Below are 17,050 nucleotides of genomic sequence, written 5' to 3'. Positions count from 1 at the left end.
AGTCTTGCAATCTTTAAAAAAAAGAAGTAAAATGCTCTTCCTATGGTAAAAATAAATTCTCTTAAATTTAAATATCCGAACTCAAAAAAAGAAGTTTTAAAAAATATAAATTTAGAAGTTAAGCAGGGCGATTATATTTCAATTGTGGGAGAAAACGGCTGCGGTAAAAGTACGCTTCTAAAACTTATCTTAAAACTGCTTAAAATACAAAGCGGTGAAATTATTATCAATGCAAAAAGAATAGGCTACCTTCCGCAAAAAAAAGAAAATTTAAGCGACTTCCCGATTACTCTTTTTGAGCTTTTAAATTCTTATAGAAAAATATTAAAGATAAGGGAAAAGGACTGCGTTCTAAAAGCCCTGGAAAGAGTGAATTTAAGCGAATACAAAACCGGCCTTGTCGGAGAACTTTCAGGCGGGCAGCTTCAAAAACTCTACATAGCACGAGCCCTTATCGGGGATCCCGATCTTTTAATCTTGGATGAGCCTTCTACCGGAATCGATGTTCAGGGGCAAAAAGAAATCTATTCTTTTGTAAAAGATTTAAACACTCAAAAGGGGCTTACTGTCATTTCGGTTGACCATAACTTGGATGCTGCGATTTTTAATTCTACCAAAATATTTCATATAAAAAATGGAGAAGGACACTTGTGCAGTCCCAAACAGTACAGTTCCGAATTCTTTGACCCTAGCTTTGTTCAATTCAAGCCCAGGGTGAACCAATAAGAGAAAAGTTTTTATAGGAGGTTAAGAAGATGCTTCAATACGGTTTTATGCAAAATGCTTTTATTGTTTCTTTTTTTATAGGAATCCTCTGCCCTGCAATAGGCTTGTTTTTAGTTCTCAGGAAATACTCCCTCATAGGAGATACCCTTTCCCACAGCTCACTTGCAGGCGTTACCCTCGCCCTTGCTTCAGGGATAAACCCTATACTTGGAGCCTTTATTTTTACGACGGCTGCCGGGGCTCTAATAGAAGCCCTTAGAAACGCGTTTAAAGAATATCAAGATTTAATCCTTTCGATAGTTTTATCCTTGAGCGTTGGAATCGCCATTACCCTCATAAGCTCAGGAGCCGTCAGAGCCAATGCCGAAACCTATTTATTCGGGAGCGTCCTAACAGTTTCATCGTCGGATTTGATTACGGTCATAGCTTTAAGCATCCTATCCTTGATTACCCTCGGCCTTATGTATCACAAGATGGTATACATAGCCCTCGATGAAGATATTGCAAAAATAATGGGCGTTAAGGTAAGGCTCATCAATTACTTATTTTCAGCCCTTACTGCGGCAACTATAGCCGTTTCATTAAAAATCGTAGGCATGCTGGTATTAAGCTCGATGATAGCCCTCCCCGTTGCAACAGCCCTTCAACTAAAAACGAGCTTTAAAAAGACCTTGATTTTTTCTATTTTTATAAGCGCGGCCGATATCATGCTCGGCTTGGTTTTGTCCTATCACCTGAATGTCGCCCCGGGCGGTTTTACGGCCCTGGTTTCGGTCATTGTCTTAATCTTGACGATAGGGATAAATTTCTTTTTAAAACATATTAGAAAACCGGACGTGGTTAATACTTTATAAGCATGTAGTAAAAGAATACAAAAGTATTGTTTTTTCATAGCTTTTATGTTATATTTGTAATAAGGAGTAAATATGAAAACAGCAGTTTTACAGACGCGTTTAGACACGGCTCTAAAGAAAGATGCAGATGCTTTTTTTGAATCCATAGGAATGGATACGACTACTGCAATACGTATATTTTTAAAACAAACCTTAATACAACGTAAAATTCCATTTGAAATTGTTCAAGATAGTTCTTTTTATTCAGAAAAAAACATAAGAGCTTTGGAAAATTCCAAAACTCAAATGGAAAATGGACAACACTCAATAAGAGAGCTGGTTGAGGTATAGAATTGCACAAAGATTTTTCTGATGATGCATGGGCAGACTACACCTATTGGATAATACAGGATAAAAAGACTCTTAAGAAAATCAATAAACTAATTGCAGATATTGAACGAAACGGTCACGACGGTATAGGTCATCCGGAACCCTTAAAAGGAAATCTTAGCGATTATTGGTCTCGTTCAATAGATGAAAAACACCGTCTTGTTTATAAAATTGAAGATGGAATGATAAAGATTATTCAGTGCAAAAATCATTATAACGATAAATGATATTTTAAAATTTTCGATAAGGGGAACGCACAGGCTTAGAAGCATCGCGGATAGTCCAGTCTTCTAGGGCCGCCTCGGAAAGGCGGGGCATAAAGCGTTTTTCTTTTACGGTTTTCATCGAAGATCCAGCCCCGACAGATTTATTCCACCATTCATATAAGTGAACATTTGTTTTTACCCCTAGAAAGTCGTGAGTTTTTTCGAGGGAAACAAAGCCGATCGGGTCATATTCGTAAAACTTTAAATTTGATTCTGCAGTGTTCGGATGGGTTTCATAAGGAAGCCATTTTTGAGGAATATAGTTATTTCCGATTATTTTTGTGTAATCACTAGGCATTCCGTAGGTATAAAGAAGCTTTGTATGTGTATCCAAGGCACACATTAGATTATTAAGATAATTTTCAAAAAGGCCGCCTTTTGCCGCATAGGCAGTAAATTTAAAAAAGATAAACCTTTGAAGCATTTTTGCTTCGCGAGGCGCATCATATATAGGAAGATCAAAGGGATGGAAGCCTTCTATCCTGTAATAGGCAACATCGTTTATCTTGTTTGTTATGCTAAAAAATATGCGGGAACCAGGAACCTCGTGCTCATGGTATTTATATGTTTTTCCTTCCTTACCCCAGCCATTATGCGGTTCACAAGCCGTCCATTTAAAATCAGACTTGAAGAGAATTTCAACTACAGGGGCAGACCCCTTTGAAGGACAGGTAATCTTCGACATATGGATAAAGCAGTCTCCCAACATCGTTTTTTCATAAATACAGTCGGGATTATCGGGATCAAGTTTTAGTTTATCTTCTTTTATTGAATCCTCTGCAGTCAAAAACAATGCCGAAAAAAAGAACGATAATACTAATACGCAAAAAATTAAAAAGAACTTTTTCATAAAAATAGTCTACTAAAAAAAGCCGAAGGTTTAAAAAGAGCCTTCGGCTTTTAAAAATTACTTCCAACTAATTGTATAGATTACTTTTACCGTACCCTTTGACCTTGTACTGTCTTCGTTGGGCCCCCCATCATCGCTATCTTTATAGCTGTCCCCAGCTTTATATCCGTTGTTATTAACCGTATATGTAATAACAAAGTCTTTTTCTTCGCCATCGGCAAGGGTAAAGTTTTCGTCATAGGAGATCGTTACACGCTCCGGCTGATTAAGTTGTAGTGCAGCTGCATCTAAAGTCCATGTTCCGGTAGTTTCGTTGTAGACAAGTTTAATGATACTGTTATTATCTAAGGGCTGCTTGGGGTATACCGGTCCGCCGCCCCATGTTGTCCATTCCGATCGCCAATAATCAAGCCGGTTTGATTTTATCAGATAGGTTTTAAATACAATATCCATTTCTGAAAAATGAGAGAAATTCTTAGCTAACACAACATTATTGTCTTCCTTATGTTTCCCTACTTTTATGTAATCTTCTTTCTTCACATATTCACCATATCCGCCTCCAAGCGGACCACCGGAACCGCTTCCTTCAAAGGGAAAGTCGTATTTCCATTGTATGTTGCCCGTATCGCCATTTGCATTTACCGTAACGGCAAGATCATGAGCAAAATGAGCGCCGTCAATATATTTATGACTGCCGTGATCACCGTCTGCCGTAGACCACGACTGTAAACTTTCATTGGAAATTTTAGGTCTTATGGTAAGGCGCATTTTCGCCTCAAAAGAAACCGAGATAACCGCATTTGATGTTCCAACCGTTAATACGGCAACGGTTTTATCAGCATAGGGAACTTCGAAAGCAGCACCCGCACATTCCCAATCCTTTACGATATGCCTAGGTTTGGGTGTTGCGATAAATCTAATCTTCTCGCCTTTTTTTATGTATGTACCCGATTCGATAGATTTTCCGTTATGCAGGGCTGTAAGGAAACCGCCTTCATCGCCTGAGACCGAAAAACTTACACGGTATAAAGCTTCAACGGAAACCTTTACTATGGAGCTATTTTTAATTGCTGTCTTATTTCCGTTTACTCCTGTATTTGTATTTGTAACCTCACAATAATAAAAGTCGTTATGCTCGGCAGATGTTTCAGGGGTAAATGTATAAGTTTCAGTGACGGCATCACTTATCGGTGAACCGTCATCACCTTCATTATCAGCCTTATACCATTGATATGTTAGGTTTCCTCCATCAACGGATTCTGCAAGAACGGATAGACTTATTTCTTCAGAAGAACCGATAGCTATACTAATACTTTCGGGCTGCTTCAATATCTTAGGAGATTCGGCATCAATTATAATTTCTCCGCTGCCGGGAACTAAACGGAATTTAGCATCTTCCGATTTAACCTCGGTAACTTTTCCATTAGCCGTATTTTCATTCTTTATTATGCAGAAACAATAAGCATCTATCTCGGCAGAAGTATCCGGTACATATATAGCTCCTACAGCTCCATCAATCTTTTCATCAGTAGAACCGTCTGCATTCAGTCTCCTATACCACTGATATGAAAGATTCTCTCCTTCGGGTGACGGAAGAACTCTAACCTCAAAGGAAACATTATCCCCTACATGAGCATATACGGAGGCAGGCTGCCCCATTATCATAGGTTCTGCAACGGTATATTTAGGATTAATTCCAGTAGAAACTTCAGTCTTTTTTATCTCAATAGGATTTCTATAAGGTGAAAACCCCGCACCATTTGCTTTTTTTTCGGCAGGCTTTGTAAAAGCCGGATTTTCTTGGGCGTGATAATTACTTGCATTTATATTGTCTTTAATCCACTGGTACATTACAACACTACCATCTTCTTTTACATAGCCGACGGGGTCGGTCATATAAAACGGTTTTTTAAATTGGATGTGATCACCTATAGAAGCAGCAGCATAGTCAGTCCATTCCGTAGGGAGCTTGCTGCCGGCAATACTTTTTATCTTAGCCGGATCACTATAATAAAAAAGGAACTTGGAATAGCGATCCACACAGAACATGGAATTGTCGGCTTTTATCCCCATTGAAGCATCTGCGGTAAAACGGTAAAAATAGAATCGGTTATCATGAGGATTTGGTGCAAGTTCGGCATCGGTACCGTGTGCACTCCCTCGGTCTTTTCTGGTTCTATATCGGTAGATTTTTACGTTGGAAATTGCTTTAAACCCGGAACCGATTGATGAAGGAATGTTTTCAACCATTTCGGGATTTCCGCTCCAGCTTCCGTCTTGGAACTTGTACGAGGCAATAATACCCGACATACCGGGCATATATAAAACCCAATCATCAAATTTTGAAGAATGGAATTCATAATTTTCATCATAATAAACAAAGGGATCGATGTTTTCAAGTATAGTATTTATTTGTATTACATATTTTTTATTCCCTTTTTTATCTATAGGATTGTACAAAACCTCTGAACTTTTCTTTACTGTAATATCCGTCTCCCATGCTTGATATTTACCTTCCTTTGCAGCTACTGATACCTTCAAGGATATTATATCTTCGTTTCCAAAAACGGCCGGTTTGGGGCTTATTTCGGCAGGAATATAGCCGAATCTATTAAAGGATAAAATTACATCATCAGAATTCAGAGTTTGAGTATTTTCCGGAACCAGAGCTGTTTTTCCTATCTCAGCCTTGATACCCAGAATATACATTTCTAAAAGCTGTAGTGCTTCATCTTCTCCCTCGGTCTTTGCTTCCCTGGTTATACTAATGATTTTTTGAAAATCTTTATATTGTCCCTTTTTTCCTTTAACCATTATCTTTATATTGACAGTCTCATTTTCTTTTAATTCGACAGGAGAATTTTCTATATCAACAGGGATGACTGTTTCATTTTCTCCATACTTAAATTTTGCAGTAATTTTAGAAGGATCTATGACACTATGTTTATATGGAACAGTAACAGCGCCGGATATGGCATCTATACCGCAAATTTCAAGACTCTTTAATTCTAAGTCATAAGGTTCACTTTGCGTAATCTTGATAATCTTCTCGATAGTGGAGTATTTACCCGTATTATCTATAATTTTTATTGTAATAGGAACCGTTTGACCCGGAACAAGAGGTGTACCTTCTCCGTTTATTTTTACATCTACTAAAACAGGTTCCATTTTTGATAAAGAACTTACAGCGTTGACTTTGATATGATCAACATAAATTTCGTCAACTGATGGAGGAACTGTAACGATATAAGTATCTGCAGCTGAAAACTTTTTTAACCTATCAATTTCATCAATCGGTGTTTCAGAAAGGACTGCTATAACGGGGTTATCTGAAATAAGTATTTCGGTTATATACATGGACATTCCTGTATCATCACTAGTACGAGGATACCAAGCCGAACCTATTGCAGGTTTACAGGAATTTGTAAATATAAAAGCCGTCAACATAAAAATGATTGCAAAAAGATTCTTTTTATAGTTTTTTTTCATATTTCACCTCACACCTTAAATAAGAGCCCTAAACTTATTCCAAAGTCCAGGTTATTCATAAAAAATGACTTTATAGGATCACGTGCAAAATTAACATCAACATCATGTTGTTGACCATTTACAATTGCTGCTTGTTCAATTTTTTTAGGAAGAGCCACATATCCGGGTTTAAAAATAGAATAGGATAAATATCCACCCAGAGTAAGACCCATTGTAGATATTATCGGCTGATTATATTCCATAGATAATTTTAAAAGAGCACTCAGAGGATTCATCTTTTTCATCATCGGTTCAGGTATAAATAAGGTACCTGTCTCCGGATAAAAATCAATACCTACGTCTTTTAATTTCTTTAATTCTTCTTCATTTAAATTGGAATATAATTCGTAGGTAGGCTGGGGATCCATGAGCATTTTCCCGCCTATGCCGAAACCTATAACAAGCCTGTTTTTTAAAAGCATAGCTTTTAAGCTTGTGCCGAAATTCAAAACAGGAGTCATATAAACGCGGGAGTATACTTCAATATTTTTTTTGATACTATCATTATATTGTCCCGAAATCTGTCCCGAAAATCCCTGTCCTATGCCTAGATTAAAGGCTAAACCAAGACCTCCAAAAATATTATTGCTTGTATATTTAAAGTATTTTTTAGAATCAAAAATATAAGTAAGCTCAGCATCCCCGCTCATAACAAAGCCGACCATTCCCTTCATAAAACCGGCTCCAAGATATTTCATGTCAGCTTCATTTATATGAGGATCCGTATAAGAACCCGAGAAATTAGCCCTAAGTCCGAGGGTGAAACCTTCTTCAAAAGAAAAGGCTGAAAGGCCTAAACACACAAAAATAATCAAAAAAATAGATTTCTTAATAGTTTTCATAGCCACCTCAATCCCTAAATGATACATCATTTTTATATAATCGTCAATACAGGCGTTAAATATAAAATTTCCCCCTGATGGACTTTTTTGCATTTTTAAGCTAAAATATAAAAATATGGAAGAACTTTTCTATCTCGCAAAAATAGGCGAAATTAACCTAAAAAAAGGGAATTTAAAAGATTTTGAAATGAGGCTTTCTCAGAATTTACGCAGCTATTTATCGGATGCGAAGCCCAATATACGCGTGCGGGCCGGAAGAATGTATGTAAGCGTAAGACCCGAATTTAAAGAAAAAACAGAAGAAGCCTTAAATAAGCTCATAGGCATTACGGGCTGGGCCGAGGCTATCCCTGCCGAAAAAACTATTGAAGCCATTACCGAAACGGCCAAGGCCGAAGCTATAAGGGCAAGGGATACCGGGGCAAAAACCTTTAAAATAGAATCCCGCCGAGGAGAAAAAACCTTCCCCCTCACCTCTTATGAAATTTCGAGGGAGGTAGGAGGCGTAATCCACATGCAAGGAATCTTAAAAACCGATGTTCATAATCCCGACATTGTAATCACAATCGAGGTAAGAGAAAAAGCCTTTATCTACGGCCTTGAGCACAAGGGGCGGAGAGGTCTTCCCTGCGGCTGCTCGGGAAGGGGCCTTTTACTCCTTTCGGGAGGAATCGACTCCCCGGTTGCAGGCTTTAAGATGCTTACCCGCGGGATGAAACTCGACTACCTTTACTTTCATTCTCATCCTTACACCTCACCCGAAGCTCAAGCTAAGGTTGAAAAACTTGCCTCAATCTTAGCCGGCTACGGCCTCGGCGGATACTTAAATATAATTCCTTTTACAAAGGTTCAGCAGCAAATCAGAGAAAAAAGCCCCGAAGCCTATCTCACCTTGATGATGAGAATCTGCATGATGAAGATAGCAAATATGACGGCTAAAGGCATAAATGCCAAATGCCTTATTACGGGAGAAAGCCTTGCTCAGGTTGCAAGTCAAACTGTCGAAAACTTAACGGTTACCAATTCCTATGCGGAATTTCCGGTTTTCAGACCCCTCATAGGCCTCGATAAGGAAGAAATCACGATACAAGCCAAGGAAATCGGCACCTATGAAACTTCAATCTTACCATACGAAGATTGCTGCGTAATGTTTTCGCCCAAACACCCGATTTTACACTCAAACCTAAAAGATGCAGCCGAAATTTTTGAAAGAATGGAAATAGACGGCCTTTTGGAAGAGGCCTATGCACAAAGAGAAGTAAAAAAGATGAGTTTTTAAATATGATAAAAGACCTTGTTGACCTCCGTATCGAGAGGATTCACTGTATAAGTTCTCCGGCAGAAATGGTAGAAAAAATACCTGCATCCGATTCTCTTTATTCTTTTATAGCCGAATCCCGAAAAACTATCGGCGATATAATAAACGGAAAGGATAAGCGCTTTTTATTCATAGTCGGCCCCTGTTCCATCCACGACACAAGAGCCGCAGAAGATTATGCGATGCGCCTTTTAGAGCTAAAAAAGAAATGTGCAGATTCTTTCTATATTATAATGCGCACCTACTTTGAAAAACCCAGAACGGTTTTAGGCTGGAGAGGCCTCATTGTAGAGCCGGAACTTGACGGCTTTATCAACATTGAGGGCGGCATTCAAAAAGCAAGAAAATTTTTGATTAAACTTGCCGAAATCGGCATTCCTGCAGCCTCCGAAATGGTAGACCCAATGATTCCCCAATACATTGCCGACCTTGTAAGCTGGGCATCGATAGGGGCACGCTCGGCCGAAAGTCAGATCCACAGAGAAATAGCCTCAGGACTTTCGATGCCTGTAGGCTTTAAAAACACAACCTATGGGGACGTAACGGCAGCAGTAAACGGAGTAACGGTTTCCCGCCTGCCCCATGCCTTTGTAGGTATTGCCCGAAACGGACTTTCCGCAATAATCCACACTACAGGAAATAGCGATACGCATTTGGTTTTAAGGGGCGGCATTTTAAAACCTAATTATAATAGGGAAGAAGTTGAAAAAGCGGCCTCTCTTATGAAAGAAAAAGAATTGGAACCGAGCATAGTAATAGATTGTTCCCACGGGAATTCGGGGAAAGATCCTAAAAAACAGATAGGTATTCTTGAAGAAAGCTTAAAACTCCGCTTCGATAAATACGAACCGCTCGGCTATATAAGAGGCTGCATGATTGAAAGCTTTATCCAAGAGGGCAAAACCTCTATCGAAAAAGCAAGGGAAGGAAGCGAATACGGAAAATCCATAACCGACCCCTGCCTCGGCTGGGAAGAAACTCAAGAAGAAATACTTAGAATCCATCAAAAATATCGGAAGTGTTTCACAGGCGAAAATTATATTAAAGACAATAGGGAACAAAAATGAATATCGAAATATACACTGATGGAGCCTGCTCCAAAAATCCCGGCCCCGGAGGCTGGGCCTATATAATCATAAATAAGGATTCAAAGGAAGAAATTTTTAGGGCAAGCGGAGGCGAAAAGCTGACCACCAATAACCGCATGGAACTTATGGCTGTCATAAGAGCTCTGCAAAAAATACAAGAAGAAGATTTGAGCGCTCAATCCGGCAAAATTGCAGACTATGAAAGTATCTCAGTCCACACCGATTCCCAATACGTACAGCAGGGCATAAGCTCATGGATTTTCAACTGGAAAAAAAATAATTGGAAGACGGCCTCCAAGCAGCCTGTAAAAAACCAAGACCTTTGGCAGGAACTGGATGCCCTTTCCGTCTCGATTAAACCGGAATGGGTTTGGGTAAGAGGTCACGCCGGCAATCCTCTAAACGAAGCCTGCGACCGACTGGCTGTCGAAGCTTGTAAAAAAGAGGGGTAGGCTATATCCCGGACTCGTCTAAAAGTTTCTTTAAAACTATAAGCTCATCCCTTGTCAGCGTAATTCCCTTCCCCATTTTTTGGTGATCGGGGGACCAAGATCTTATATCGAATTTCGGATCTCTCCCGTTCCATGAAACCTCGTTAAGTTCGGTGTTCCAACCGCCCTTTCCTTCCGAGATAGTACCGTAATTCTTTGTAATTTCAAACTTGAATTCGTCCTGATTATTCATCATTTTCCCTCCTTGTATTTAAATATGAAGTAAGATAATCTGCAAATGATGCAAGCGACAAGATTACAGCCGCAAAATAAAGAAGCCAGTTAAAATAGGTAACGTAACGGGTAAGGGCCGGCGGTAAAAATACATAAATCTGCTCAAGCTTTAAAAACATTGAAACGCTTGCCGCAACGATATAAAGCACGGTTTTTGTCTTTCCGCCCATCTTTGCCCCTATTGTCATACCTTCCCCGCGGGCCTTCATCCTCAAAAACATGATTCCGAATTCGCGGTAAACTATAATTAAAAAGAAGGGAGCAAATAAAAGGCCGTCCATCAAAAAACAAAATAAAACCGTCACATTTGCAACGACATCCGCAAAGGGATCGAATATTTTCCCGAATTCATCCACCTGATTATGACGCCTTGCATAGTAGCCGTCCAAAAAATCGGTAAATTCCATAAAAATAAAAATCGGAATAATAATAAGAATGGTAATTTTAGGATTTATAAAAGGAAGCCAATCAGGCAAAAAATACAAAACATAAATAAGAGGAGCCAGCACCAGACGCGATGATGTAAAAACGTTAGATAACTTCATACCTTATATGATGTAGCTTTAATTCATTTTTGTCAATAGGCAAAAGTACGCTTTTACCAACGAGCGTATTTCCTCATGTAAAAATCTAACCCAAATGATATGCGTTACTCAAGTAAAAATCTAACCGTAGTTATGTAGACCAGCTGTGAGCCATTGAAATAAGTTTGCTCTGTAGCTCTTGTGTTTTATCAATCAGCTGTTGTAAATCTAGTCTGTCCTTCCTACGTCGCAGTTCATCTTTTTCAGCATCGCTTATATCAGAACTCTCCATAAGCCTACGATACGGTGTCTTAGCTTCATCATATTTCTTTATGACCTTTGCGTCTACCCTGTGCTTTGAAATAATCTTCATTGAAGGAAAAAAGAAGTTTACAAGCATGTTATATTGCTCATAAAGGTCAGCCATAACGCTTCGTGTCTCCTCTCCCTCAAATCGATAGTAGCCGACAATGCGTCTTACCACACTGTCATTTTTCTGTTCAACAAAACAATTATCATTCTTTTTATACGATCGGCTTCGAGTAAAGATAACATTATTCGTGTTGCACCATTGCAAAAGCTGCATATTCTTAAACTCGCTTCCGTTGTCGCTATCAATACCTTTCATCTGAAACGGTAAGTTTATTTTCACATCCTCTATCGCTTCTTTTACCCATCGGTGAGCTTTGTTTAAAAGGGCTCTATTTTCCGTCCAACCTGAATGAACATCAGTAAGGGTAAGTGTGCAAATATACTGTCCTTTAGTACTTATACCACAGTTTGCGACAGTGTCAACCTCAAAAAAGCCCGGTTTGCGTTCATCCCAGTCGAAAAAGGTGCGGATTGGAATGAGCTTATTAAGATTCTTTGAAGGCCGTGTTGTTGAAATACCTCGGATAGAATGTTTTGGAATTTCAGGCTTGAGAATCCTACCGACCGTTGCGCTTGATATGCGAGCAAGTTTTGCTTTAAGTTGTTCATCATAACCGAACTTTTGAGCAAAGTAATCGATATTATCACGTATAAAAGGCACGAGCCGTTTTGAACATAGGTACATCGAAAAAATCCATAGCCGGATGACTTGCTCTTGTACGTCTTGACCGTAGTATTTTTCATAGGTTCGCTTTTTTCGTGTCTTTTTAATAACATTCACACTCTTTTTGGCGACGTTGTTAAAATGCGTTATTTTTATGTATGCACTGTTTTTCAGAATGTGAATTGCATACTTTCGGTTGTATTTGGTTGTTGCGACAAACTCATCGAGGATTTTCGTCTTTTGTTTCTTGCACGCAGTGCAGTACCGTTTCACTATTTCCTCAGTCAGCTTCTTTCTCATTTTCATATCTAACCTCATTTTGCCCTTCCTTAGGGCTTCTATTTTAAGTTAGATTTTTACGTGATGAACAGCTTTTTTTTCGGTTAGATTTAACGTGAGGCAATGCGACGAGTTGTTTTTTTTAGAAAAAAAGGTTAGAATAGAATTTATGGAATGGAAAAATTTAAATACTTGTAAATCTTTTACAAAATTGCAGGAAGTTCATAAAGAACAGGCTAAAAACTTAAACTTAGCAGATATTTTCAATAAAGAAAATTCATGCGAAAGGGTTACCTCTTATCAGGTCAAAATGGGCGGAAACCTTAAATACAATTATGCAGCTAAGCCCGTAAATGAAGAAATCCTTAAAGCCTTGCAGGCTCTATCAGATGAACAAAACCTAATCGAAAAATATGAGCTCTTGCTCAACGGGGATTTTATAAACACAGGCGAAAACCGTATGGTTCTCCATCAGTTGACCCGCGGCCAATTAAAAAACGATGTGGTTTATAAGGGCGTAAACATGAGGAGCTTTTACCTCAAAGAGCTCGCAAAAATAAAAGAATTTTCCGAAGCAGTTCATTCGGGCAAGATTAAAACTTCCACAGGTAATACCTTTACCGATGTAGTCCAAATCGGCATAGGAGGCTCCGACCTGGGGCCGAGGGCCACGTACATAGCCTTAAAAAATTGGGCAAAGGCGGCAGCCGGCAAGCATAAAATGAGGGCTCATTTTATTTCCAATGTAGACCCCGATGATGCGGCTGAGGTTTTAAACTCCATCGATCTTGCAAGCTCCCTTTTTATCCTCGTTTCAAAAAGCGGCACAACTCAGGAAACGCTTGCAAACGAAAGGTTTGTAAAATCCGTTCTCGAAAAAAACGGCCTTGACTGCAAAAAGCAGGTGCTTGCCGTTACAAGCGAAACAAGCCCGCTTGCAAATAACCCCGATTATCTTACTTCCTTTTATATGGATGATTTTATAGGCGGAAGATATTCTTCCACCTCGGTTTGCGGAGCGGCAGTACTCGCCCTCGCCTTCGGCATGGAAACTGTGGAGGCCTTTTTAAAGGGAGCCGCAGAAGGGGATAAGCTTTCTTTAAACAAGAACATAAAAGAAAATGCAAGCCTCTTGGATGCCCTCCTCGGTGTTTACGAAAGAAACATATTATCTTATTCGGCGACGGCCATCCTGCCCTATAGTCAGGCCCTTTCCCGCTTCCCTGCCCACCTCCAGCAGCTGGACATGGAATCGAACGGAAAAACCGTAAACCGCTCAGGCGAAAAAATTTCCTATAAAACGGGCCCCGTAATTTTCGGAGAGCCGGGCACAAACGGACAGCATTCTTTTTATCAGCTCCTTCATCAGGGAAGCGATATAATCCCCTTGCAGTTTATCGGCTTTAAAAAAAGCCAAATCGGCCTCGATGTCGAAAGCGAGGGTTCTACCAATATGCAAAAGCTCAATGCAAATTTGGCAGCCCAAATAATGGCCTTTGCAGCGGGTAAAACCGATGAAAACAAAAACAAGGACTTTGCAGGCAACCGTCCCGCAAGTTTAATCTACGGAGAAGAGCTAAACCCGGAAAACCTCGGTGCCCTCCTTGCACACTACGAAAACAAGGTGATGTTCCAAGGCTTTATCTGGAACCTCAACAGCTTCGACCAAGAGGGAGTTCAGCTAGGCAAAACTCTTGCAAAGAAGGTGCTTTCAAAGGATATGCCTCCCGCCCTCAAGGCCTTTTCGGAACTTCTATGAAGATTATAAATGCGGAATTTATAAAAGGGGCCGTCAAGGCAGAGCAGTTTCCCGAAACAGGCGTTTCCGAATTTGCCTTTTTCGGGCGTTCCAATGCAGGGAAGTCGAGCTTGATAAACATGCTTGTCAACAGAAAAAATTTGGTCAAGACAGGCTCCCGCCCCGGAATGACGAGGGAGGTAAATTTCTTTTTGGTAAACCGTCCGGCTTCTTTAAATTTTAACCCTAAGACCAAAAAGTTTTCAGGGCCGGCCCCTAAGGATATGTTTGTGCTTACAGACCTGCCGGGCTACGGCTATGCAAAACTTTCAGGCGGAATGACCTTGCAAATCGACAAGATGCTCTACGAGTATTGTACAAACCGCCCCCTCTTAAAAACCATCTTTTTTTTGATGGACATGAGAAGGGAACCTACAGAAACCGAAAAAGAGAGCATCGATTTTTTCCACAAGCTGGATATTGAGGTTGTAATAGTCGGAACTAAGGCCGATAAGATAGGCAAAAACGATCAGATAAAGGCAAAAAATGCTTGGGCCGCCTTCTTTAACTTTGACGAAGAGCTCATCATAGTAAGCTCTGCTGCAAAAAAAACGGGAAGGGACGAGATTTTTTCCTTAATCTCAAAAAGGATTTAAGTTATGAAAATTACACATTACGGAGAAAAAGATTTTAAAACTTCAAACTGGAGCGGCGGCACAACAACGGAACTTTTTATTTATCCGCCTGAGGCCGATTATCAAAAAAGAAATTTTTTGTTCCGCCTAAGCTCCGCTACAGTCGATTTGGATAGGTCGGACTTTACTCCCCTTCCGGGGTTTTTCCGTTTTATTTCTCCCTTAAACGGAGACTTAAAAATAAGCCATGACGAAAAAAACTTCACCAAGCTCAAGCCCTACGAGGTCTACGCCTTTGAAGGAGGCGCAAAAACGGTCAGCATGGGAAGGGTTAGGGATTTTAACCTAATGGTAAAAGAAGGCGTAGAGACGGAAGTGAAAAATTTTGCCTTAAACAAAAATTCGGTTTTAAAGTTTTCGGTATCGAAGGGAGAAATAGGATGGATTTTTTCGTACAATGCTAAAGTTCCTCTTACTGCCGAAACAGCCGGAGAAAGAAAAGAGTTCAACCTCGATAAATTGGACCTGATTATTTTTGAACCGGACTGCGATACAAAAGAAGAAGTTTTGATTTCGACAGAAGGAACGATAAGCCTCTTTTACGGAAAGATTCCTGTAGTTTCTTAACCTGAAGCAAGATAAAAAAATCATAAACTTAAAATCACAAACTTGGAATTATAATGAAAAAAAAGCTTTACGAAATAGTATATGAAGATAAAGACCTCATAATCGTAAATAAGAGTGCAGGCCTCCTTGTAACGGCCGACCGCTGGGACAGCGAAGCTCCCCGCCTCGATAAGATACTTGAAGAAGCTCTTTTAAAAAAAGAGCCGGAAGCAAAAATTTATCCCGTTCATCGGCTCGACAAGGAGACCTCCGGGCTCATCATCTATGCCCTAAATGCTGAAGCCCATAAAATCTTAAACGATGATTTTCAAAACCGCAGAATAGAAAAAATCTATCATGCAGTATCAGCCGGCTGCCCTAGAGAAGAAAATTTTAAAAGCGAAGCAAGATTGAAAATAGACGGCGATAAGATGCACCGCACCCTCATAGACGAAAAAAAAGGAAAAGATTCCTTAACCGAATTCTCTCTTTTAAAAAAATTAGGCCGCTTTTCCCTCTTGGAAGCCCGTCCCATAACCGGCCGAACTCATCAGATAAGAGCCCACCTAAAACATCTGGGACTTCCCATCCTATGCGATAGTCTTTACGGAAACGGAGAGCCAGTCTACATATCAGCCTTAAAAAAGAATTGGAGGGGCGATAAATATGAAGAGCGTCCCATAATCTCGCGATTAGCCCTCCATGCTCACTCGCTAAAATTCTTTCATCCCATAAGCAGGGAAAAAATAGAAATAAAAGCAGATTACCCTAAGGACATGGCGAGTCTTATCAATCAGCTTTCAAAATTGTAAAAAGAGGCTTTGCAAAAGCGGCTTGACTGCTGCGTCAGATTTGAAGGTGAGTGTTAGAACTTATTTTCCAACATAAAAGCTTTCATAACTGTACTCACACCATTTTTCATACATCTGAATATATTTTTCTTTGATAAACTCTTGTATTTTCCTTAACTCTTTATCAGTCAGAATACCTCTATTTTGAATTACTGTATCACCATTATCTTTTACAAAAAATTTAGCAGAACTTTCTTCCGTTAATTTAGAATCACTCGCGTGTACATGAAACGCCTCAATAATACATTTTGATGTGAAATATAAATAATACCCAGCAACCTTAAATGAAAAATATTTCGGCATATTAATCTTCCATGTATTTTAAACAACTTTGTAAATATTTTTTCGAAACAGCTATTTCTATATCATCCATATTTGTTTCTATCAAAGTCCCATCAGGCTTAAAAACTGCAGCACCGTAACCATTGTTTAGATTAAAAACTCTTATTCCATCAGGGATTTTCTTAAATGCAAAACCGTTATCAATAACATCTGCCTCATGAGCAATTTTATATAAATCAGGCATAACGCACCTCCACTTTTCTAATTGAAGATAAAAATTCTTCTACATCAATATATAAATTTTTTAATATTGGAATTAAATCAATATATTCTTCTTCCGGTTCAGAATTATGACTATATTTAGCCAACACCTCAAGATAGCCGCTGTCCCAATAGAGAATTTTTTCGTATTTTTCCAGTGAATACGGAGCTGCAAATTTTAATCGAGTATTATTAAAAGAGAATAATGTGTATGAACCGTCATTGCTTAAATAAGCTGTATCAAATACGCTCATATTTAAATTATAGCATAA

The 17,050-nt window shown here is 39.3% G+C and carries 20 protein-coding genes; 11 read left to right on the top strand and 9 right to left on the bottom strand.

Annotated elements, in window-relative coordinates:
* The first annotated feature begins 42 nt into the window (after window positions 1–42).
* From E4O04_RS04010 to E4O04_RS03995, 4 genes are all read left to right on the top strand, one after another.
* Window positions 43–726: a metal ABC transporter ATP-binding protein gene (locus E4O04_RS04010; protein ID WP_253710060.1), complete on the top strand. Its 684-nt coding sequence runs from the start codon at window positions 43–45 to the stop codon at window positions 724–726.
* A 29-nt stretch (window positions 727–755) separates the two neighbouring features.
* Complete coding sequence (locus tag E4O04_RS04005; protein WP_253710059.1) at window positions 756–1,580, top strand: metal ABC transporter permease; 825 nt, start codon at window positions 756–758, stop codon at window positions 1,578–1,580.
* A gap of 72 nt (window positions 1,581–1,652) precedes the next feature.
* Window positions 1,653–1,910, top strand: a complete 258-nt coding sequence (locus E4O04_RS04000; protein ID WP_253678135.1) for a type II toxin-antitoxin system RelB/DinJ family antitoxin — start codon at window positions 1,653–1,655, stop codon at window positions 1,908–1,910.
* A gap of 2 nt (window positions 1,911–1,912) precedes the next feature.
* Window positions 1,913–2,176, top strand: coding sequence for a Txe/YoeB family addiction module toxin (locus E4O04_RS03995; protein WP_253710057.1), 264 nt, complete (start codon window positions 1,913–1,915; stop codon window positions 2,174–2,176).
* Window positions 2,177–2,180: 4 nt separating this feature from the next.
* Here E4O04_RS03995 and E4O04_RS03990 read toward each other — a convergent pair whose 3' ends face one another.
* From E4O04_RS03990 to E4O04_RS03980, 3 genes are read right to left on the bottom strand one after another with little or no spacing between them, the layout of a single operon-like run.
* Entirely contained in the window at window positions 2,181–3,065 is an 885-nt protein-coding gene (locus E4O04_RS03990) for a hypothetical protein (protein ID WP_253710056.1), read from the bottom strand.
* Window positions 3,066–3,122: 57 nt separating this feature from the next.
* A complete protein-coding gene (locus E4O04_RS03985) occupies window positions 3,123–6,554 on the bottom strand; it encodes an immunoglobulin domain-containing protein (protein WP_253710054.1) in 3,432 nt (1,143 codons plus the stop codon).
* Between the two features lie 8 nt (window positions 6,555–6,562).
* Window positions 6,563–7,435: a hypothetical protein gene (locus E4O04_RS03980; protein ID WP_253710053.1), complete on the bottom strand. Its 873-nt coding sequence runs from the start codon at window positions 7,433–7,435 to the stop codon at window positions 6,563–6,565.
* A 115-nt stretch (window positions 7,436–7,550) separates the two neighbouring features.
* Between E4O04_RS03980 and thiI the strand changes: the two genes are divergently transcribed.
* The 3 genes from thiI to rnhA are packed head-to-tail and all read left to right on the top strand — an operon-like array spanning window position 7,551 to window position 10,293.
* Window positions 7,551–8,714, top strand: a complete 1,164-nt coding sequence (gene thiI, locus E4O04_RS03975) for a tRNA uracil 4-sulfurtransferase ThiI (RefSeq protein ID WP_253710051.1) — start codon at window positions 7,551–7,553, stop codon at window positions 8,712–8,714.
* 2 nt (window positions 8,715–8,716) lie between these two features.
* Window positions 8,717–9,820, top strand: a complete 1,104-nt coding sequence (locus tag E4O04_RS03970) for a 3-deoxy-7-phosphoheptulonate synthase (RefSeq protein WP_253710049.1) — start codon at window positions 8,717–8,719, stop codon at window positions 9,818–9,820.
* Window positions 9,817–10,293, top strand: coding sequence for a ribonuclease HI (gene rnhA / locus E4O04_RS03965; protein ID WP_253710048.1), 477 nt, complete (start codon window positions 9,817–9,819; stop codon window positions 10,291–10,293). The genes E4O04_RS03970 and rnhA overlap by 4 nt, the downstream gene beginning before the upstream one ends.
* 1 nt (window position 10,294) lies before the next feature.
* Here the strand turns inward: rnhA and E4O04_RS03960 are convergent, their stop codons facing one another.
* The 3 genes from E4O04_RS03960 to E4O04_RS03950 form a co-directional block, all read right to left on the bottom strand.
* Complete coding sequence (locus E4O04_RS03960) at window positions 10,295–10,525, bottom strand: YdbC family protein (protein WP_253710806.1); 231 nt, start codon at window positions 10,523–10,525, stop codon at window positions 10,295–10,297.
* Window positions 10,518–11,111, bottom strand: a complete 594-nt coding sequence (pgsA, locus tag E4O04_RS03955; RefSeq protein ID WP_253710045.1) for a CDP-diacylglycerol--glycerol-3-phosphate 3-phosphatidyltransferase — start codon at window positions 11,109–11,111, stop codon at window positions 10,518–10,520. The genes E4O04_RS03960 and pgsA overlap by 8 nt, the downstream gene beginning before the upstream one ends.
* Window positions 11,112–11,241: 130 nt before the next feature.
* Window positions 11,242–12,444: a DDE-type integrase/transposase/recombinase gene (locus E4O04_RS03950; RefSeq protein WP_371922250.1), complete on the bottom strand. Its 1,203-nt coding sequence runs from the start codon at window positions 12,442–12,444 to the stop codon at window positions 11,242–11,244.
* A 130-nt stretch (window positions 12,445–12,574) separates the two neighbouring features.
* Between E4O04_RS03950 and E4O04_RS03945 the strand changes: the two genes are divergently transcribed.
* The 4 genes from E4O04_RS03945 to E4O04_RS03930 are packed head-to-tail and all read left to right on the top strand — an operon-like array spanning window position 12,575 to window position 16,196.
* Window positions 12,575–14,164: a glucose-6-phosphate isomerase gene (locus E4O04_RS03945; RefSeq protein ID WP_253710043.1), complete on the top strand. Its 1,590-nt coding sequence runs from the start codon at window positions 12,575–12,577 to the stop codon at window positions 14,162–14,164.
* The gene (yihA, locus tag E4O04_RS03940; protein WP_253710040.1) at window positions 14,161–14,799 is read left to right on the top strand and encodes a ribosome biogenesis GTP-binding protein YihA/YsxC; all 639 of its coding nucleotides are present in this window, start codon (window positions 14,161–14,163) and stop codon (window positions 14,797–14,799) included. The genes E4O04_RS03945 and yihA overlap by 4 nt, the downstream gene beginning before the upstream one ends.
* A gap of 3 nt (window positions 14,800–14,802) precedes the next feature.
* Entirely contained in the window at window positions 14,803–15,405 is a 603-nt protein-coding gene (locus tag E4O04_RS03935; RefSeq protein WP_253710038.1) for a HutD family protein, read from the top strand.
* 53 nt (window positions 15,406–15,458) lie between these two features.
* A complete protein-coding gene (locus tag E4O04_RS03930; protein WP_253710036.1) occupies window positions 15,459–16,196 on the top strand; it encodes an RluA family pseudouridine synthase in 738 nt (245 codons plus the stop codon).
* Window positions 16,197–16,256: 60 nt separating this feature from the next.
* Here the strand turns inward: E4O04_RS03930 and E4O04_RS03925 are convergent, their stop codons facing one another.
* The 3 genes from E4O04_RS03925 to E4O04_RS03915 are packed head-to-tail and all read right to left on the bottom strand — an operon-like array spanning window position 16,257 to window position 17,032.
* Entirely contained in the window at window positions 16,257–16,538 is a 282-nt protein-coding gene (locus tag E4O04_RS03925) for a DUF4160 domain-containing protein (RefSeq protein WP_253685315.1), read from the bottom strand.
* 1 nt (window position 16,539) lies between these two features.
* On the bottom strand, window positions 16,540–16,761 hold the full coding sequence (locus E4O04_RS03920) for a DUF7723 family protein (RefSeq protein ID WP_253685317.1): 222 nt from the start codon (window positions 16,759–16,761) through the stop codon (window positions 16,540–16,542).
* Window positions 16,754–17,032 (bottom strand): DUF7724 family protein, encoded by a 279-nt coding sequence (locus E4O04_RS03915; RefSeq protein ID WP_253685319.1) that lies wholly within the window; start codon window positions 17,030–17,032, stop codon window positions 16,754–16,756. The genes E4O04_RS03920 and E4O04_RS03915 overlap by 8 nt, the downstream gene beginning before the upstream one ends.
* Window positions 17,033–17,050 lie beyond the last annotated feature (18 nt).

It is taken from the genome of Treponema sp. OMZ 799, assembly GCF_024181365.1.
In the GTDB taxonomy this organism is placed as follows: Bacteria; Spirochaetota; Spirochaetia; order Treponematales; family Treponemataceae; genus Treponema_B.
Note: the sequence above shows the minus strand (reverse complement) of the source record. Positions and strands in the feature narration are given on the sequence as shown.